Below are 15,036 nucleotides of genomic sequence, written 5' to 3' on the forward strand. Positions count from 1 at the left end.
TCAATTTCTCTTCTAAACTTAGTTTCTATTAACCGGATATTAAGCGGATATAAGGGGGAGCCTGGCATGAGAAGAAAAGAATTTAAAGTCAATCAGGAGGAAGAGATTGAGGACTTTCTGGCCGAAATGAGTTTCGGTTTCCTGGGGACGCTGACAGCAGAGGGCGGCTGCCGGGTGACACCGCTGAATTTTGCCTACGGAAACGGTGTGTTTTATTTCCACGGCAGCCTTGCCGGCGAGAAGATGAAGCAGATGAAAGCCGACAACCGGATCAGCTTTACCGTCGCCAAGGAATACGCGCTGATCCCGTCCTACTGGAGCGACCCCGATCTGGCTTGTCCCGCCACCTCTTATTTCAAAAGCGTAATGGCCGAAGGCATTTATGAAAAGGTCGACGATCCGGCTGAGAAAGCGGAAGCCCTCTCTCTTTTTATGCGCAAGCTTCAGCCTGAAGGCGGTTATGCCTCTATTGATGCGGAGGATGAGCGGTACAAGGGACAGCTTAAAGCCGTGGCCGTCTTTAAGCTTGTACCGTCCGGGCTGACTGCCAAATTCAAATTTGGCCAGAATCTGCAAGAGGGAGAACGCGCTCAGGTCCTGAACGGACTGAAATCAAGAGGCGGAGCATACGATGCGGATACGGCAGAGCTCATGCAAAAATATTGTCCTTTCCACACCGAAAAATAGCACTTTGATTCGTGACGCTTGCCTGGCCTGATGTTATAATGTTAGGCAGTCAAAACGAATTTTAGGACCAATACAGAAGTTGGAAGGATGGAAAGTGATGAACCCTCTAGCGTCACAGCTAAACGACCGCCTGAAAGCAGATAGTCCTTATGTATATGAAATGTTATCCGGACTCGGTCGAGAAATTTATTTCCCTAAAGAAGGGATTTTAAGTCAATCGGCCGAAGCCTCCAGCCAGGCCAAAAAATATAACGCCACGATCGGAATCGCCACGGAAAACGGCGGGCCTATGCACCTGAACGTTATTCAGGATACTCTTTCGGCCTATAACCCGAAGGATCTGTATCCTTATGCCCCTCCTGCCGGCAAACCCGAGCTGCGCTCGGTATGGCGGGATAAAATGCTGAAGGAAAATCCGTCCCTGTCCGGCAAGTCCTTCGGGCAGCCGATCGTGACCAATGCCTTGACCCACGGGCTGAGCATTGTAGCCGATTTGTTCGTCGATGAAGGAGATGCCGTAATTTACCCGGACAAGAACTGGGAAAATTACGAGCTTACCTTCGGCATCCGCCGCCACGCCAACATCGTCAATTATGAGCTGTTCACCGATGAGATGAAATTCAACAGCCAGGGACTGCGTGAAGCCCTTCTGTCTGTACCGGCAGGCGGTAAAGCCGTTGTCATTCTGAACTTCCCGAATAACCCAACCGGTTATACGCCGGGGGCACAGGAAGGCGATGAAATCGTAGCTGCCATTGAGGCCGCTGCTGAAGCGGGCGTGAATGTCGTCGTAGTTACGGACGACGCCTACTTTGGACTCTTTTTCGAGGATTCCCTGCAGGAGTCTCTGTTCGGCAAGCTGGCTGGCCTTCACCCGCGGGTTCTTGCCGTTAAAGTTGACGGGGCTACCAAAGAGGAATACGTTTGGGGTTTCCGGGTCGGATTCATTACTTATGCCGGGACTTCCGAGGCGGTTTCGGCGCTGGAGCAGAAGACGCTGGGCATCATCCGCGCCACCATTTCAAGCGGGGCCCATCCTTCCCAGACCTTTGTGCTCCATGCTCTGAAGTCGGATGAATTCCTTCCGCAGAAAGAAGCAAAGTTTGCGGTCATGAAGGGCCGGGCCAACCAAGTAAAAGCCCTGCTCGACAGCGGCAAATACGGGGATCTGTGGGAGTACTATCCTTTCAACTCCGGATATTTTATGTGTCTTAAGCTTAAGACAGTAAGCGCAGAACCGCTGCGCCAGCACCTGCTGCGCGAGTATGGCGTAGGCACGATCGCCTTGGGCGAACAGGATCTGCGGATCGCATTCAGCTGTATTGCCGAAGAACATCTTGAAGACTTGTTTGATCTGATTTATCAAGGCGTGAAGGATTTGCAGAAACAATAAAATGGGATAAAATTCAGGACAGAAGGCAAAGGCCCATACCGCCCTCCCCCTCCGCACATATGATACTCCTGTAATTAACATCAACAGCGGAAAGGGGAATGGCACATGAACGGAGTAGAAGAAGTAAGAGGCGGTTACGGCGGCGGTTATGGTTTGGGAGCATTCACAAGCACAGGTGCAATCCTGGTATTGTTTATCCTGCTCGTTATCATCAGCCGTGCATTCATCCTCTAATTAAAGATTTAGGCTGGGGCTGTGCGTGATTGCGAATCACAGGCAGCTCTGCCAACTAGGCAGACGGGGTTCAGGCCCGTCTGCTTTTATTTTTCTAGAGGAGCAGGAATGAAGAATTAATGAATATGTGTTAGTAATCGGGAGAAATCCAAATAAAAAACCCATTTTAAACGCAAAAATTGCAAGATAACGCCTGAATTCAATGAATAAAGTCGAAATTTTCGGTTTACATTCCGTGTACTTCATGACATAATCCAAATTGTTGTTTTTAAATGTGTAGACTCTACAATTTAAACGTTGAATAGAGAACTTATTGCGCCTAAGCGGGAGCCAGGGAGCATTCCCCGCTGCGGGCTTTTTTTATGTACCCTTACCTTATTAAGTCAAACAAACCTTACCATACTGTTAAAGGAGATCTGATCAAAAATGATTAACAAACTGGAACCCCCGCCTAGGCTGGACGAATACGTCAACCGTTTAACCACTAACAAAATCGGCACGATCGAACTTTTTCGTTTTGACCCCTATTTTGTTACGAAGACGATGTATCCGATTCAGGCTGATGAAGTATTTGTCCTGCTGCAGTTGACCTGCGGGGGCGTTGTTGGCCGGGCCGAGCTTCACCTGCCGGGAGTCCATCCACATTTTGATCTGATCCGTTTTGCTTCTGTCTATAAAGGTTTGAAGAAGGCCGGCGTTTCTGAAGCTCTTCGTTACGTAAGCGCCAGTCGGGATGAATGGGGAATTGCCCGCCGCAGGCTGGCGGAAGCCGCTTTAACCGATTTGACCGGGAAGCTGCAGGCTGCTGCCGGCAATTCTGATAGCCCAATGAGCGGTAGCCCTTCCGGCTTACCTTCAGGCTTAACACGCGACCTTTTGTTCGACTGTGCACAGTCCTATTATGCTTTCTAAAATTGATCTGTTAAAAATCATAAAAAATCCCCGCAGCTTCAAAGCTCGGGGATTTTATTTATTCACAGGTTGAGGTTTCGCCTTATTCGACCTTGTTTCGATTGATTCACGCTGATTGGAACTAAAATGAACTTCCTGCTTTTCTTGTAAGCGAATACATTTTGAGTTGCTTTCCTATTATAACGCCCTGGATTTGGCGAATCCTATGGCTCATTTTTTCAAAGAGGTGGTTCATTTTTTAGAAAAGTATGACATTTTTCCGGTTTTTCCAACAAATCAGAACCACCCGTCCAACGGGTGGTTTGCACTAGGGGTATAACCCCCTGTTGCCAAACTGCGCCTAAAGACGCTAGCCTGACCACAAAGCGTTCAGGCTCAGTGTTATTTGCCTCTTTCACTTACCAGTTAAACTGGTTTTACTTTTTCTTGCTCTTGTTGCTGCTGAATGGATCTTCATACTCTTTTACACTCAGCTTATCTACTGCTTGGTCATGTGCCTCTTGCTCTCGAATGTATTTGGCGACGGTGGCTTCATTTAGCCCCACTGTACTTACGTAGTAGCCTTCCGCCCAGAATTTCCGGTTCCCATACTTATACTTCAAATTGGCGTGCTTCTCGAAGATCATGAGTGCGCTTTTCCCTTTTAGATAGCCCATAAAGGAAGACACCGATATTTTCGGCGGAATCGCCACCAGCATGTGTACATGATCCGGCATCATATGCCCTTCTAATATTTCTACTCCCTTGTATTTACATAGACGTTTCATGATTTCAATTAGATCTCTTCTCACTTGATTGTAAATCTCTTTACGTCTATACTTCGGGGTGAACACAATGTGATACTTACACATCCACTTTGTGTGCGCTAAACTAAAATTTTTATTTGCCATATAAGACCATCCTTTCAAATTGAGCCTGAACATCTCAATTTTATCGGGATGGTCTTATTGGTGTAACCCTAGATCCCTCCACCCGCATAGCGGGTGGTTTTATATTTCGCGCGTTTCACGCGCTCAACAGGCTAAAGCCTAAAAAAAAAGAGGCGGATTCACTCCACCTCTGCCTGACCGGATTCTCCGGAATCTATGATGGTTCAGCTTGCTTTACTCCTCTTCTTCCTCGCCTTTTCGGGTTCTTTTGCCATAAACACGCTGCAGGAAGGTTATCACCAGCCCCCCGGCAAGCACATACACGGCCTGCGCGGCTTTCCCCTCGGTGAACGAAGGCAAGAATACCAGCCACATCAGAACGGCATAGACCAGCTGAATTTGAAAAATCAGCCGGACCGCATTAGCCTTGCGGCTGCCTGCCGGAACCGGATAGAGCTGCAGCCAAAACGACTCGCTGTGCACCCTGCGAAGTTCGGACAGCTGCACACCTACCACAAATACAAAAAAGAGATATACCGCGCCCCCAAGCCAATTTTGTCCGCTGAGATAAGCCAGCAAAGCACCTACCACCGCCACGCGAAGCACGATCATAAACATGTCGCTGCGCACAAAACTTTTGGTCAGCAGATAACGGTAAGCCTGCCCAGGCTCCCAGGGAATCCGGCTGCCCCACTTCGACAGCCAGCGGCGGGTATGCACCCGCTGCTCGCGGCCGGGCACTTCCACAAACCAGCCTAGCACCATCATGGCGCGGGCGGCGTGATTTTTCTCCGCTGCAATTAGCAGCTCCCATGGTACACGCAGCCTGGGCGGCAGATAAAGCGACGCCAGATAAGCAGCAGCCAGCACGATGATAAACAGCAGGGCTTTGCCGGCCGGATGCCAGAACCAGGCAGCTACGGCCAGAACGCCGACAACCCATCGCAGCAAGCGGTACACCCCGGCGGTAGGCCGGGACACAAAGGTCAGCTCGCGCCAGCTGCCGAAGCTCATCACGACCGACCAGCCTGCCAGCAGCAAAGCCGTCCAGCCAAATGGCTTCCCTTGGGTCTCAGCCGTTATGTATAAGGGCCAAAACGTTATAATTAACACAGCTAATATCAAATATTTGCGGACCACCGCGCCCCGCCAGGCCGGAGCAAAATAGCGGTTCATCCGAGCTTCCTGAGGAAGCAGAAAAACCGTATCAGCCGGCTGCAGGAATGTGCGAAAGCCGCCGCCAATCGCGAAGGGGGCCAGCAGCACCAGCGCAATCCAGCGGATCGGCAGTCCTTCCGGCAAATTCCGGATGAACGCTGTATACCAGGCCGCGAATGCAATGAGGCAGAACAGGAACAACACCGCCACACCGCTTTGCAGCACATATCCCAGATAAGGCAGGATACCGCCCCAGAATTGGCCGCTCCGTTTGCGCCGAAGCTCAACGAGATTCATCAGGAACGCCCGTCCTGTACCAGCGAATAAAAAATCTGCTCCAGCGGTTGTCCCTGCATGCCTGCCGCCATAGCAATTTCTTTAAGCGTTCCCTGCGTAATTACGCGCCCGTGATGAAGGATAACGAAACGGTCGCAATAATGTTCAATGGTCGATAAGATATGAGAGCTTAGCAGAATAGATGCCCCTTCGCTCCGCAGCTTCATCATAAAGTCGAGCAGAGAGCGAATCCCGAGCGGGTCCAGGCCCAGGAAAGGTTCATCGATAATGTACAGCTTCGGTCTGGCTACAAAAGCGCACATGATCATCACTTTCTGCTTCATTCCTTTGGACAAATGGATGGAGAGACTGTCCATCTTGTCCTCCATCCGGAACAGTGCGGACAGCTCTGCCGCCCGAACCTCATAATCGCTGCGCTCTACACCATAAGCCCGGGCGGTAAATTCCAAATGCTCCCGCACGGTCATTTCCTCGTATAGCAGCGGTGATTCGGGCACAAAAGCAAGCGCTCCCTGATACTGCTCCAGATCCCGGGCGCGGGTCGTCCCGTCCACCCGGATTTCGCCTTTTTCCGGATTCATGAGGCCGAGGATATGCTTCATCGTGGTGCTTTTCCCCGCTCCGTTGAGACCGATCAGTCCCACCATTTCCCCGGGCATGACCTTAATGCCGACGTCATGCAGCACCGGGCGTTTCAAATTATAGCCGCCGCTTAAAGCTTCAATTTCCAAAACCGGATTTTGCATCAAGGCTGGCCTCCCTTTCCTTCTCTTGTTCAGCTTGCGCCCCTGGTTTTATCCTGCTAAAATTCACCCTGCAAAAAAATTAATCCCGAGGCGGTTTGTTCTTCAGCCACTTCGGTGCCCCTTTATTTTTGCGGTCGCGGTGCCGATCCAGCTTCCGTTCGCCGGCCGGCTTAACGGCTGACGTCTTGGCCCCCGCTTTGCGGGCAGACGAAGGTTTCGGCCTTGCCGCCCCGCGGCCCGTGTCCGAACCTCTTTCCGAACCTCTATAGCCCTCCGTGTCCCCGCCTCTGCCGGATAAGCCGCGTGTTCCGCTTTCGCCCCGGCGTCCTCTGTTCTCCGTATCCGGATCCCGCAGCGGTTTCACTTCACGGCGGAATGGCCGTGCTTCTTCTTTAGGCGTCGTGATGCGGCCGCCGGCCAATCCGCGCAGTCCAAACGAAATGCCCAGTTCTCTGGCGAACTTGCGGATAATAAAGGTTTCCTGAGGGGCGACAATCGAAATGGACAGCCCCTTACGTCCCATACGGCCTGTCCGTCCAGCCCGGTGCACATAGTTCTCGGAATCGGTTGCCGGATCAAGGTGAATGACCATCCCCAATTGCTCAATATCCAGACCGCGCGCAGCCACGTCGCTCGCGACCAGCACGCGGTATTCGCCTTCCCGAAATCTGCGGAGCGTCAGGCTGCGTGTCGTCTTATCCGCATCCCCATACAGCGCTCCGGCGTTTAATCCCACATAATTCAGTTTGGCTTCCACTTCGCCGATCGAATCGATTTGGTTAACGAACACCAGCACCTTCGGCACATCATAGGTCCGGATAATTCTCCGCACCAGATCAATTTTGTCCCTTTGTTCGCAGACAAAATACAGATGCTCCAGCGTTGCCGAAGTCCGCTGCTCCGGTTCAATGCCGATCTCCACCGGATCTTTCATTTCACGGGCCGCCAGGGAACGGATTTCGTCCGTTACAGTCGCAGACAGGAACAACAGCTGGCGGTCGCGCAGCGACGCCTTCAGAATTTGATCCACGTCACCTGCTCCGCCCAGCTGGAACAACTGGTCTACCTCGTCAACGACGAGCATCCGCGTCTCATGCAGCTTCAGCTTCCGGCTCGCGAGCAGCTCACGGACACGCCCCGGCGTTCCAACGACTAGCTGTGGATGCCGCTTCAAACGCTCCACCTGCCGGCCGATCGCAGCCCCGCCGATTAACGCCTGCGCTTCAATGCCCGTTCCTTCTGCATAACGCTGGCTTTCGCGCAAAATTTGCATCGCAAGCTCCTGCGTCGGCGCCAGAATAAGCGCCTGCATCACCTTGCGCTCCGGATCAATCCGCTGCAGCACAGGCAAGAGGTAAGCGAGCGTCTTCCCCGTACCCGTCTGTGACTGAGCGAGCACGTCGCAGCCTTCGAGTACAGCCGGAATCGCACTTTCCTGAACGGGAGACGGCGCTGTAATGCCGAATTCGGCCAATCGTTCTGCCAGCCTCTGCTCGACCCCGATATTTATAAATGTTTGAGTTGTCATGTAGGTCCACCTTTATTCTAAAAAGTCGTTATTTCCATTATATGCGATAATACGTGCCGCTCCAAATCAAATCGCGGCCGCATCCCGCTGATCATCCAATTTCTTCCTATGACCAAAAAAAAGCACCCCCGGAGCATTCCGGAAGCGCCTTTCGCAAATCCTTGTTATTTCTTGTTAATGACACCGCCAGCCAATTTGTCCGCAAGCCGCGGAAACAGCTGGTAAAGCTTCGTCCCGATCCCCGCCGCCCAAGGCAGGTCCACTTCGGTTTTCTTTCTCTCAATCACTTGCACAACGGCCTTGGCCACTTTCTCCGGCTTCATCATAAACCAGCCGACATTCTTGACGTAACTTCCGTCCGGGTCCGCCTCTGTAAAAAAAGGCGTATCAATCGGTCCCGGATTTACGGCAGAAAGCGTAACGCCTGTTCCCCGCAGCTCCTGCCTCAACGCGTTCGTAAAACCAAGCACAGCATGTTTGCTGGCCGAATAGGCGGATGACTTCGCCGTGCCAAGCTTGCCCGCGATGGAAGCGATATTAACAATGTGGCCCTTGCCAGCTGCCAGCATCCCGGGCAAAACAGCCTTTGTGCAGCGGACCACACCCATATAATTCACATCCATCATCGATTCGAACTCGTTCATCGGCGTTTCGGTAAAAGGCTTGAACCTGCCGAAGCCCGCATTGTTAATCAGGCAATCCACAGATCCATACGTATCGTTAATCCTCTGAAAAGCTTCAGCTACCGATTCCTCTGAAGAAACATCCAGTCTTACAAGTCCGAAAGGTCCGGATAATCCGGCACCTACCTGTTCCAGCTTGTCCTGATTACGGGCTGCAAGTACTACAAAAGCTCCACGCTTGGACAGCTGACGGGCCATTTCCGACCCGATTCCGCTGGAAGCGCCGGTAATGACAATCCGCTGTTCTTTAAGCATGCCCATGCTCTCGCATCCTTTCTGCTATAGAAGGCGGCAATCCTCCGTCCTGAAGCCCCCGCTTCACTTGCCGCCAGTTGCAGAATCTATATTACGAGATCATGACTTGAATATCCAATTCGCCTATACCATCCATATGTAGTGGAATACAGAGTGCTTTGCGCGTCTCGTGCGCATTCTCTTCCGATTTCATGACTTTAGGTGGAGTAATATCCACAACATAACCTTGATTCGACAATATGGTGCTGGCATTTCCGCTGATCATGTTGCCAAGCTCCGAAATGGCGCTCTGCCCCATTTCGTCCATCTCCGTAAGGACAAAACCACCCATCATGACCGATACAATCCGGAGAGCCACTTGTTCCTGAAGGCCAAATACAACATTGCCGCTGAACTGGCCTGTCATCCCAACTTGGATCCAGATATGATTTTGGATGGGAGCGATCTCTTTTACGCCAAGACTTCCGGTGGAAGGCGAAATCTGGATGACCTGTTCAAGTACAAGCCGTGCAGATTCCAAAAAAGGATTAATCACTTCTGCTTTCACGTAAAATGCGCCCCTTTTCACTTGGAACTGTTATGATGTGCATCCTAAGTCCCGCTCTTAATTATTTAGATTATACTTGATCAAAACAAATAAATCATTAACTTTCAACAAATTTCGTACATAAAACTTCCTCTGTCTGTCCATTGTACAGATACAAATAAAATTGCTTAAAAAGCTAATTCCGATTCCCATTGCTCCAAAACGTGCTAACCCCTATAATATTATGAAAAGCTGACCCAGGTTCGGACCATTTGGTTTAGAGTCGTAGTGATGCAAGGAGGGGTACTATGAACATCAGCCAGTTGGAAACTTTAATCACGATTTCAAAGACAAAAAGCTTTCGCAAAGCCGGTGAATTGCTTAATCTGACACAACCCGCCGTATCTGCTCAGATCAAAAGCCTTGAAGATGAATTCAAAACCGTGCTTGTTGACCGGAACCAGCCGGTAACACTCACCGACAGGGGCCAGGTCTTTCTGGAGAGAGCAGAACGCATCTTGGACATTGTCGAAGAATTGAAGCAAAAACTGTCGGATATGGAACAGACGCCTCAAGGGCATATCGTCCTAGGTACAACGACCTCCATCGCGATTCAGATTTTGCCGCGTATCCTTTCCTATTTCCAGGATCAATTCCCGCTCATCAAAACGACTATCCAGTCCATGGCATCATCCCAAATCTACCAGCATGTCGAGCAAGGGCTTGTCGATATCGGTATCGGGTATCTGATCGAGCACAACCCGCAGATCCACGCTTCCGTCCTGTACTACGATACCTTTGAAGTCGTCGTGTCTCCTCTTCATCCGCTTGCCAAGGAAGAACAACCCGAGCTTGAAATGCTGCGGGACCTTCCCTTAATTCTGCTCTCTCCGGATACAGTCGGGCGGCGGTTTGTCGAGCAGGTATTCAGGGATCATAATATGGAGCCCAATGTAGTGATGGAGCTGTCAAGCAGCGAAGAAGTCAAGCGGATGGTTGAAATCAACCTCGGCGCCGCCATCATTTCCAAGCAGACCATCTCCAGAGAACTCCGGCTCGGCACTTTGCAAATCGTTCCTATCCCAGAGCTGGAGGTTACTCATCCGGTAGGTGTCATCTACAAATCGAGCCGTTACATCAACTCGGCCATGCAGCAATTCCTTGGCGATTTGAAAGGCATGCCGGAAACCAAATTCACCGGGTCTGATTGACCGGTTCTGTTTAAGAAAGGAAACAAGCTATGAAATTTGATCTCCATACCCATCATTTTCGCTGCGGTCATGCCGACGGCAATATCCGGGATTATATTGAAGCCGGTATAGCTGCAGGCCTTCAGGTTATCGGCATCAGCGATCATACCCCTTATTTCGCAAGTGCCGAAGAGCAGCCTTTTCCCCGCATTGCCATGGGCAAGCAGGAGCTTAAGTCTTATGTAGACGAAGTTTTAAAGCTAAAAAAGGAGTACGAGGGCCAAATAGATGTGCTGCTGGGAATCGAATCCGATTTCTTTCCGGAGCATGCTTCGCTCTACCGGTCCACGCTGGCTGCATATCCCTTTGATTATATTATCGGTTCCGTACACAGCAGTGATAATACCAGTATCTTTAATAAATCGCGTTGGAAAAATTTATCTCCTAAAGAACAGATTGTTCATAAGGAAAATTATTACGATCTGATCCGCCAATCCGCGCGCAGTGGTATGTTCCAGATTCTGGGTCACATCGACGCCATGAAAGGAAATTATCCGCCTTTCTCCGAAATTCCGGCCGAGAAAGCGATTGATGACACGCTGCGCACGATTGCCGAATGTGGAGTAGCTATTGAAATCAATACATCCGGCAAAACGAAGCTCAGCGGCGGCTGGTATCCGTCTGACGCCATTCTTGAGCGCGCCCTGCATTACGGCGTCGAAGTGACCTTTGGCTCGGATGCTCACATCCCTTCCCGCGTAGGGGACGAATGGGAACAGGTTGCCGCCAGACTGAAAGAGATCGGCTTCACAACCTGGGTCTATTACAAACAGAAGCAGAAACAAACGGTCGCCTTGTAAACTTCTGCCTATAAAGGCTGAAGGCCACATATGGAGAGACGTGCAGCATGAACCGGTCGTAACGGTTGTGAACACGCCTCTCTTTTTTTTCGTCAGGAACATGTTTGTCTCTCTGTCATCCGGGGCAGCTCGCTGACAAAAAAAGAGAACCCAGCCACGGTGGCAAGGTTCCAAAAGTAATATATATTCAAAAGGGGGTCATGTCTTCATATTAACCGCTTTGTGTTAGGTTTAAATCACAGTAATATTTCAATTGTGTAACAAAGCATAACGCACGGACAATTTTTGTCTTTTATCCGCTGTCAGCAGGAAATGGCGAGCCGGACGGGATTCCTTTTCCTTCTTCCACGAAGCCCGGATGCTTCGGCCCAGCGGTTCAAATCGGCATTTATGCAGCACTCTTCCGGAAGCCTCGTTGTCCGCATCACAAGAAGCATAAACTCGTTTCATCCCCAGACGCTCAAAGCCAAACTCCAGCAGCATACCTGCCGCTTCAGTAGCCATTCCCCGGTTCCAATATGGGGGAGCGATCATATAGCCTATATTTGCGCTTCCTTCTTCCTCATTCCACCGCTGAAATGAACACAAGCCGGCAACGCTGCCGGAATCCCTTTCCGTCACCACAAAATGCAGGGAAGTCAGCGCCAGATTGCAGTCCTCAAAATAACGTCTGAGCCGTCCGGCATGGCTCGCCGTTTCCGGCCGAAAGGTAATGTAACGCTGAACGAGCGGTTCGTTAAGCAAACGATGTAAAGCCGTTTCGTCCTGCGGCAGCACTTTCCGGAGCAGCAGACGTTCGCTTTGCAGTATGGGGAATCGGTTTCTAAGCTCTTGCTTGAGCAAACTGGACATTCCTGTGCCTCCTTTTCATCCAGGCTGGATTCATGAGCGAAAGGAAATCTGGTAACGCAGACAGGCGATTTCTCAGACATAAAGAGAATATAAAACAACGCAGGGACAAACACAATCCGTAAAATGACCCCTTGGTACCTGTCCCTGGTCCTTATTACCCCTGACTAAGGAGAGCTTGTCATAAAAAAACAAAATAAGCTCCTCACAGCCAGGTTCAGCTGCGGAGCTTATCTTATTTAGGAGCTTATTTAGGAACTTATTTATGATCCTATTCAGGATAAGCTCATTTTAAACGACGGGTACACCAGCGGTTAGTTTGCCAGCCAGCGTTTGAACATATGTTTAGTCGTCTGTTTGTTCATTTCGGCGATGGAGGTAGTCAGCGGAATGCCTTTTGGACAAGAGCGCACGCAGTTCTGCGAGTTGCCGCAGCCTTCGATGCCGCCGTCCTCCATCAGCGCCTCCAGCCGTTCCTCGGCGTTCATTTCGCCCGTTGGATGGGCGTTAAACAAACGAACCTGGGAGATCGGCGCTGGACCGATAAAGTTGGTTTTGTCGTTCACGTTCGGGCAGGCTTCCAGGCAGACGCCGCAGGTCATGCATTTCGACAGCTCGTAAGCCCACTGGCGTTTCTTCTCCGCCATTCTTGGGCCCGGACCCAGGTCATAGGTGCCGTCGATCGGAATCCATGCTTTCACCCGTTTCAGGGCGTTAAACATGCGGCTGCGGTCGATGACCAGGTCGCGGACGACCGGGAACGTCTTCATCGGCGCAATGCGGACGGGCTGCTCCAGCTTGTCGACCAGCGCGGCGCAGGCCTGGCGCGGTTTGCCGTTGATCACCATGGAGCAAGCTCCGCAGACTTCCTCCAGACAGTTGGATTCCCAGCAGACAGGAGCGGTAGAATTGCCGCCTGCGTTCACCGGGTTACGCTGTATTTCCATCAAAGCGCTGATCACGTTCATGCCCGGACGGTAATTAAGCTCAAACTCCTCCGTATAGGACGGGGATTTCGGATCGTCCTGGCGGGTGATGATAAACTTCACTTTTTTAGTTGTGGTCGTTTCGGCCATGTCCTGTTCCTCCTTCTTAGTGTTTGTCCTTGGAGTAATCCCGGATCCGCGGCGGAATCAGCGAAACGTCAACATCCTCGTAGGAAATCTGCGGTCCGTCCGGGGTAAATTTCGCCCGGGTCGTCTTCAGGAATTCTTCGTCGTTGCGGTTCGGGAAATCCGGCTTGTAATGCGCGCCGCGGCTTTCGTTGCGCAGCAGAGCGCCTGTCGTCATTGCTTCAGCCAGCTCCAACATGTTGCCGAGCTGACGGGTGAAGGCAGCACCCGCATTGTTCCAGCGGGAAGTATCGTTGATGTTGATGCGTTTATGGCGCTCTTTCAATTCCTTGATTTTGTTGATGGTGGCTTCCAATTTATTGTTGTAGCGCACCACGGTCATGTTGTCAGTCATCCATTCGCCAAGCTCTTTGTGGATGACGTAAGCATTTTCCGTACCGTTCATGGCCAGGATGCCTTCGTATTTCTGTTCTTCCGCTTTCTTGGCCGCTTCATAGACCGTAGAGGATACATCCTCCGCCGATTTCTTGAGGCCGCGGATGTATTCGACCGCCTTCGGACCCGCAACCATGCCGCCGTAAATCGCCGACAGCAGGGAGTTGGCTCCCAAACGATTCGCGCCGTGGTATTGGTATTCGCATTCCCCTGCCGCAAAAAGCCCCGGAATGCTTGTCATCTGGTTGTAGTCCACCCACAGGCCGCCCATGGAATAGTGGACCGCCGGGAAAATTTTCATCGGGATTTTGCGCGGGTCGTCGCCCATAAACTTCTCGTAAATTTCGATGATGCCGCCGAGCTTGACGTCCAGCTCCTTCGGATCCTTATGCGACAAATCGAGGTATACCATATTTTCGCCGTTGATGCCCAGCTTCTCGTCTACGCACACATGGAAGATTTCGCGGGTGGCGATATCGCGCGGCACCAGGTTGCCGTAAGCCGGATATTTTTCCTCGAGGAAATACCACGGTTTGCCGTCCTTGTAAGTCCAGATCCGTCCACCTTCGCCGCGGGCCGATTCGGACATCAGGCGCAGCTTGTCATCGCCGGGAATCGCCGTAGGGTGAATCTGGATGAATTCGCCGTTCGCATAATCTACGCCCTGCTGATACACGGCGCTTGCCGCAGTACCGGTGTTGATCACCGAGTTGGTCGTTTTGCCGAAAATAATGCCGGGGCCGCCGGTCGCCAAAATCGTCGCATCCGCCGCAAAGGTCACCACTTCCATGGATCTCAGGTTCTGCGCGGTAATGCCTCGGCAGATGCCTTCATCGTCAATGACGGCCTTCAGGAATTCCCAGGATTCATATTTCGTAACCAGACCTTCGGATTCGAAGCGGCGTACCTGCTCATCCAGCGCGTACAGCAGCTGCTGCCCGGTTGTTGCGCCGGCAAAAGCCGTGCGGTGATATTGGGTGCCGCCGAAACGGCGGAAATCCAGCAGGCCTTCCGGCGTGCGGTTGAACATGACGCCCATGCGGTCCATCAGGTGAATGATGCCCGGCGCTGCTTCGCACATCGCTTTGACCGGAGGCTGGTTCGCCAGAAAGTCGCCGCCGTATACCGTATCGTCAAAATGCTCCCAAGGGGAGTCGCCTTCGCCTTTTGTATTAACCGCACCGTTAATGCCGCCTTGGGCGCAAACGGAGTGTGAACGTTTTACCGGAACCAGCGAGAACAGGGCTACCTGAACGCCCGCCTCAGCCGCTTTGATTGTCGCCATCAGGCCGGCCAGGCCGCCACCTACGACGATAATGCTTTTCTTAGCCATGTCTTATG

General features: G+C 51.6%; 15 protein-coding genes. 6 read left to right on the top strand and 9 right to left on the bottom strand.

The features are described 5' to 3' along the window. Positions 1-66 precede the first annotated feature (66 nt). The 4 genes from CBE73_RS09440 to CBE73_RS09450 all read left to right on the top strand — a co-directional run bounded on the left by CBE73_RS09440 (position 67) and on the right by CBE73_RS09450 (position 3,226). Positions 67-687, top strand: coding sequence for a pyridoxamine 5'-phosphate oxidase family protein (locus CBE73_RS09440; protein WP_094094019.1), 621 nt, complete (start codon positions 67-69; stop codon positions 685-687). 97 nt (positions 688-784) lie between these two features. Further along, complete coding sequence (locus CBE73_RS09445; protein WP_094094020.1) at positions 785-2,080, top strand: aminotransferase class I/II-fold pyridoxal phosphate-dependent enzyme; 1,296 nt, start codon at positions 785-787, stop codon at positions 2,078-2,080. 105 nt (positions 2,081-2,185) lie between these two features. After that, the gene (locus tag CBE73_RS22265; RefSeq protein ID WP_217349728.1) at positions 2,186-2,314 is read left to right on the top strand and encodes a YjcZ family sporulation protein; all 129 of its coding nucleotides are present in this window, start codon (positions 2,186-2,188) and stop codon (positions 2,312-2,314) included. Between the two features lie 426 nt (positions 2,315-2,740). After that, on the top strand, positions 2,741-3,226 hold the full coding sequence (locus tag CBE73_RS09450; RefSeq protein WP_094094021.1) for a hypothetical protein: 486 nt from the start codon (positions 2,741-2,743) through the stop codon (positions 3,224-3,226). Between the two features lie 416 nt (positions 3,227-3,642). On the opposite strand, the gene tnpA is transcribed toward CBE73_RS09450, so the two are convergent. The 6 genes from tnpA to CBE73_RS09480 form a co-directional block, all read right to left on the bottom strand. After that, positions 3,643-4,116, bottom strand: a complete 474-nt coding sequence (gene tnpA / locus CBE73_RS09455; protein ID WP_068693347.1) for an IS200/IS605 family transposase — start codon at positions 4,114-4,116, stop codon at positions 3,643-3,645. 213 nt (positions 4,117-4,329) lie between these two features. Further along, positions 4,330-5,550, bottom strand: a complete 1,221-nt coding sequence (locus CBE73_RS09460; RefSeq protein ID WP_094094022.1) for an ABC transporter permease — start codon at positions 5,548-5,550, stop codon at positions 4,330-4,332. Next, positions 5,550-6,299: an ABC transporter ATP-binding protein gene (locus tag CBE73_RS09465; RefSeq protein WP_094094023.1), complete on the bottom strand. Its 750-nt coding sequence runs from the start codon at positions 6,297-6,299 to the stop codon at positions 5,550-5,552. The genes CBE73_RS09460 and CBE73_RS09465 overlap by 1 nt, the downstream gene beginning before the upstream one ends. 76 nt (positions 6,300-6,375) lie before the next feature. After that, positions 6,376-7,824 (bottom strand): DEAD/DEAH box helicase, encoded by a 1,449-nt coding sequence (locus CBE73_RS09470; protein WP_094094024.1) that lies wholly within the window; start codon positions 7,822-7,824, stop codon positions 6,376-6,378. 164 nt (positions 7,825-7,988) lie between these two features. Further along, positions 7,989-8,768, bottom strand: coding sequence for an SDR family NAD(P)-dependent oxidoreductase (locus CBE73_RS09475; RefSeq protein ID WP_094094025.1), 780 nt, complete (start codon positions 8,766-8,768; stop codon positions 7,989-7,991). Between the two features lie 85 nt (positions 8,769-8,853). Beyond that, positions 8,854-9,309 carry a chemotaxis protein CheX gene (locus CBE73_RS09480; protein WP_094094026.1) on the bottom strand — a complete coding sequence of 152 codons (456 nt, stop codon included), beginning with the start codon at positions 9,307-9,309 and terminating at the stop codon, positions 8,854-8,856. Between the two features lie 287 nt (positions 9,310-9,596). Here CBE73_RS09480 and CBE73_RS09485 point away from each other — a divergent pair, with 287 nt between their 5' ends. Continuing rightward, a complete protein-coding gene (locus CBE73_RS09485; protein WP_094094027.1) occupies positions 9,597-10,499 on the top strand; it encodes a LysR family transcriptional regulator in 903 nt (300 codons plus the stop codon). A 29-nt stretch (positions 10,500-10,528) separates the two neighbouring features. Further along, positions 10,529-11,338, top strand: coding sequence for a histidinol-phosphatase (locus tag CBE73_RS09490; RefSeq protein WP_094094028.1), 810 nt, complete (start codon positions 10,529-10,531; stop codon positions 11,336-11,338). A gap of 249 nt (positions 11,339-11,587) precedes the next feature. On the opposite strand, the gene CBE73_RS09495 is transcribed toward CBE73_RS09490, so the two are convergent. From CBE73_RS09495 to sdhA, 3 genes are all read right to left on the bottom strand, one after another. Further along, the gene (locus CBE73_RS09495) at positions 11,588-12,190 is read right to left on the bottom strand and encodes a GNAT family N-acetyltransferase (RefSeq protein ID WP_094094029.1); all 603 of its coding nucleotides are present in this window, start codon (positions 12,188-12,190) and stop codon (positions 11,588-11,590) included. Positions 12,191-12,501: 311 nt separating this feature from the next. After that, entirely contained in the window at positions 12,502-13,263 is a 762-nt protein-coding gene (gene sdhB / locus CBE73_RS09500; protein WP_094094030.1) for a succinate dehydrogenase iron-sulfur subunit, read from the bottom strand. A gap of 16 nt (positions 13,264-13,279) precedes the next feature. Then, on the bottom strand, positions 13,280-15,028 hold the full coding sequence (gene sdhA / locus CBE73_RS09505) for a succinate dehydrogenase flavoprotein subunit (protein WP_094094031.1): 1,749 nt from the start codon (positions 15,026-15,028) through the stop codon (positions 13,280-13,282). Between the last annotated feature and the right edge of the window lie 8 nt (positions 15,029-15,036).

Origin of the sequence: Paenibacillus physcomitrellae, assembly GCF_002240225.1 — a bacterium.
GTDB lineage: Bacteria > Bacillota > Bacilli > Paenibacillales > Paenibacillaceae > Fontibacillus > Fontibacillus physcomitrellae.

Bases quoted from the DNA above. Each gene is read 5' to 3' on its own strand.
- CBE73_RS09440 (WP_094094019.1), top strand. From the start codon at position 67: ATGAGAAGAAAAGAATTTAAAGTCAATCAGGAGGAAGAGATTGAGGAC.
- CBE73_RS09445 (WP_094094020.1), top strand. From the start codon at position 785: ATGAACCCTCTAGCGTCACAGCTAAACGACCGCCTGAAAGCAGATAGT.
- CBE73_RS22265 (WP_217349728.1), top strand. From the start codon at position 2,186: ATGAACGGAGTAGAAGAAGTAAGAGGCGGTTACGGCGGCGGTTATGGT.
- CBE73_RS09450 (WP_094094021.1), top strand. From the start codon at position 2,741: ATGATTAACAAACTGGAACCCCCGCCTAGGCTGGACGAATACGTCAAC.
- tnpA (WP_068693347.1), bottom strand. From the start codon at position 4,116: ATGGCAAATAAAAATTTTAGTTTAGCGCACACAAAGTGGATGTGTAAG.
- CBE73_RS09460 (WP_094094022.1), bottom strand. From the start codon at position 5,550: ATGAATCTCGTTGAGCTTCGGCGCAAACGGAGCGGCCAATTCTGGGGC.
- CBE73_RS09470 (WP_094094024.1), bottom strand. From the start codon at position 7,824: ATGACAACTCAAACATTTATAAATATCGGGGTCGAGCAGAGGCTGGCA.
- CBE73_RS09475 (WP_094094025.1), bottom strand. From the start codon at position 8,768: ATGGGCATGCTTAAAGAACAGCGGATTGTCATTACCGGCGCTTCCAGC.
- CBE73_RS09485 (WP_094094027.1), top strand. From the start codon at position 9,597: ATGAACATCAGCCAGTTGGAAACTTTAATCACGATTTCAAAGACAAAA.
- CBE73_RS09490 (WP_094094028.1), top strand. From the start codon at position 10,529: ATGAAATTTGATCTCCATACCCATCATTTTCGCTGCGGTCATGCCGAC.
- CBE73_RS09495 (WP_094094029.1), bottom strand. From the start codon at position 12,190: ATGTCCAGTTTGCTCAAGCAAGAGCTTAGAAACCGATTCCCCATACTG.
- sdhB (WP_094094030.1), bottom strand. From the start codon at position 13,263: ATGGCCGAAACGACCACAACTAAAAAAGTGAAGTTTATCATCACCCGC.
- sdhA (WP_094094031.1), bottom strand. From the start codon at position 15,028: ATGGCTAAGAAAAGCATTATCGTCGTAGGTGGCGGCCTGGCCGGCCTG.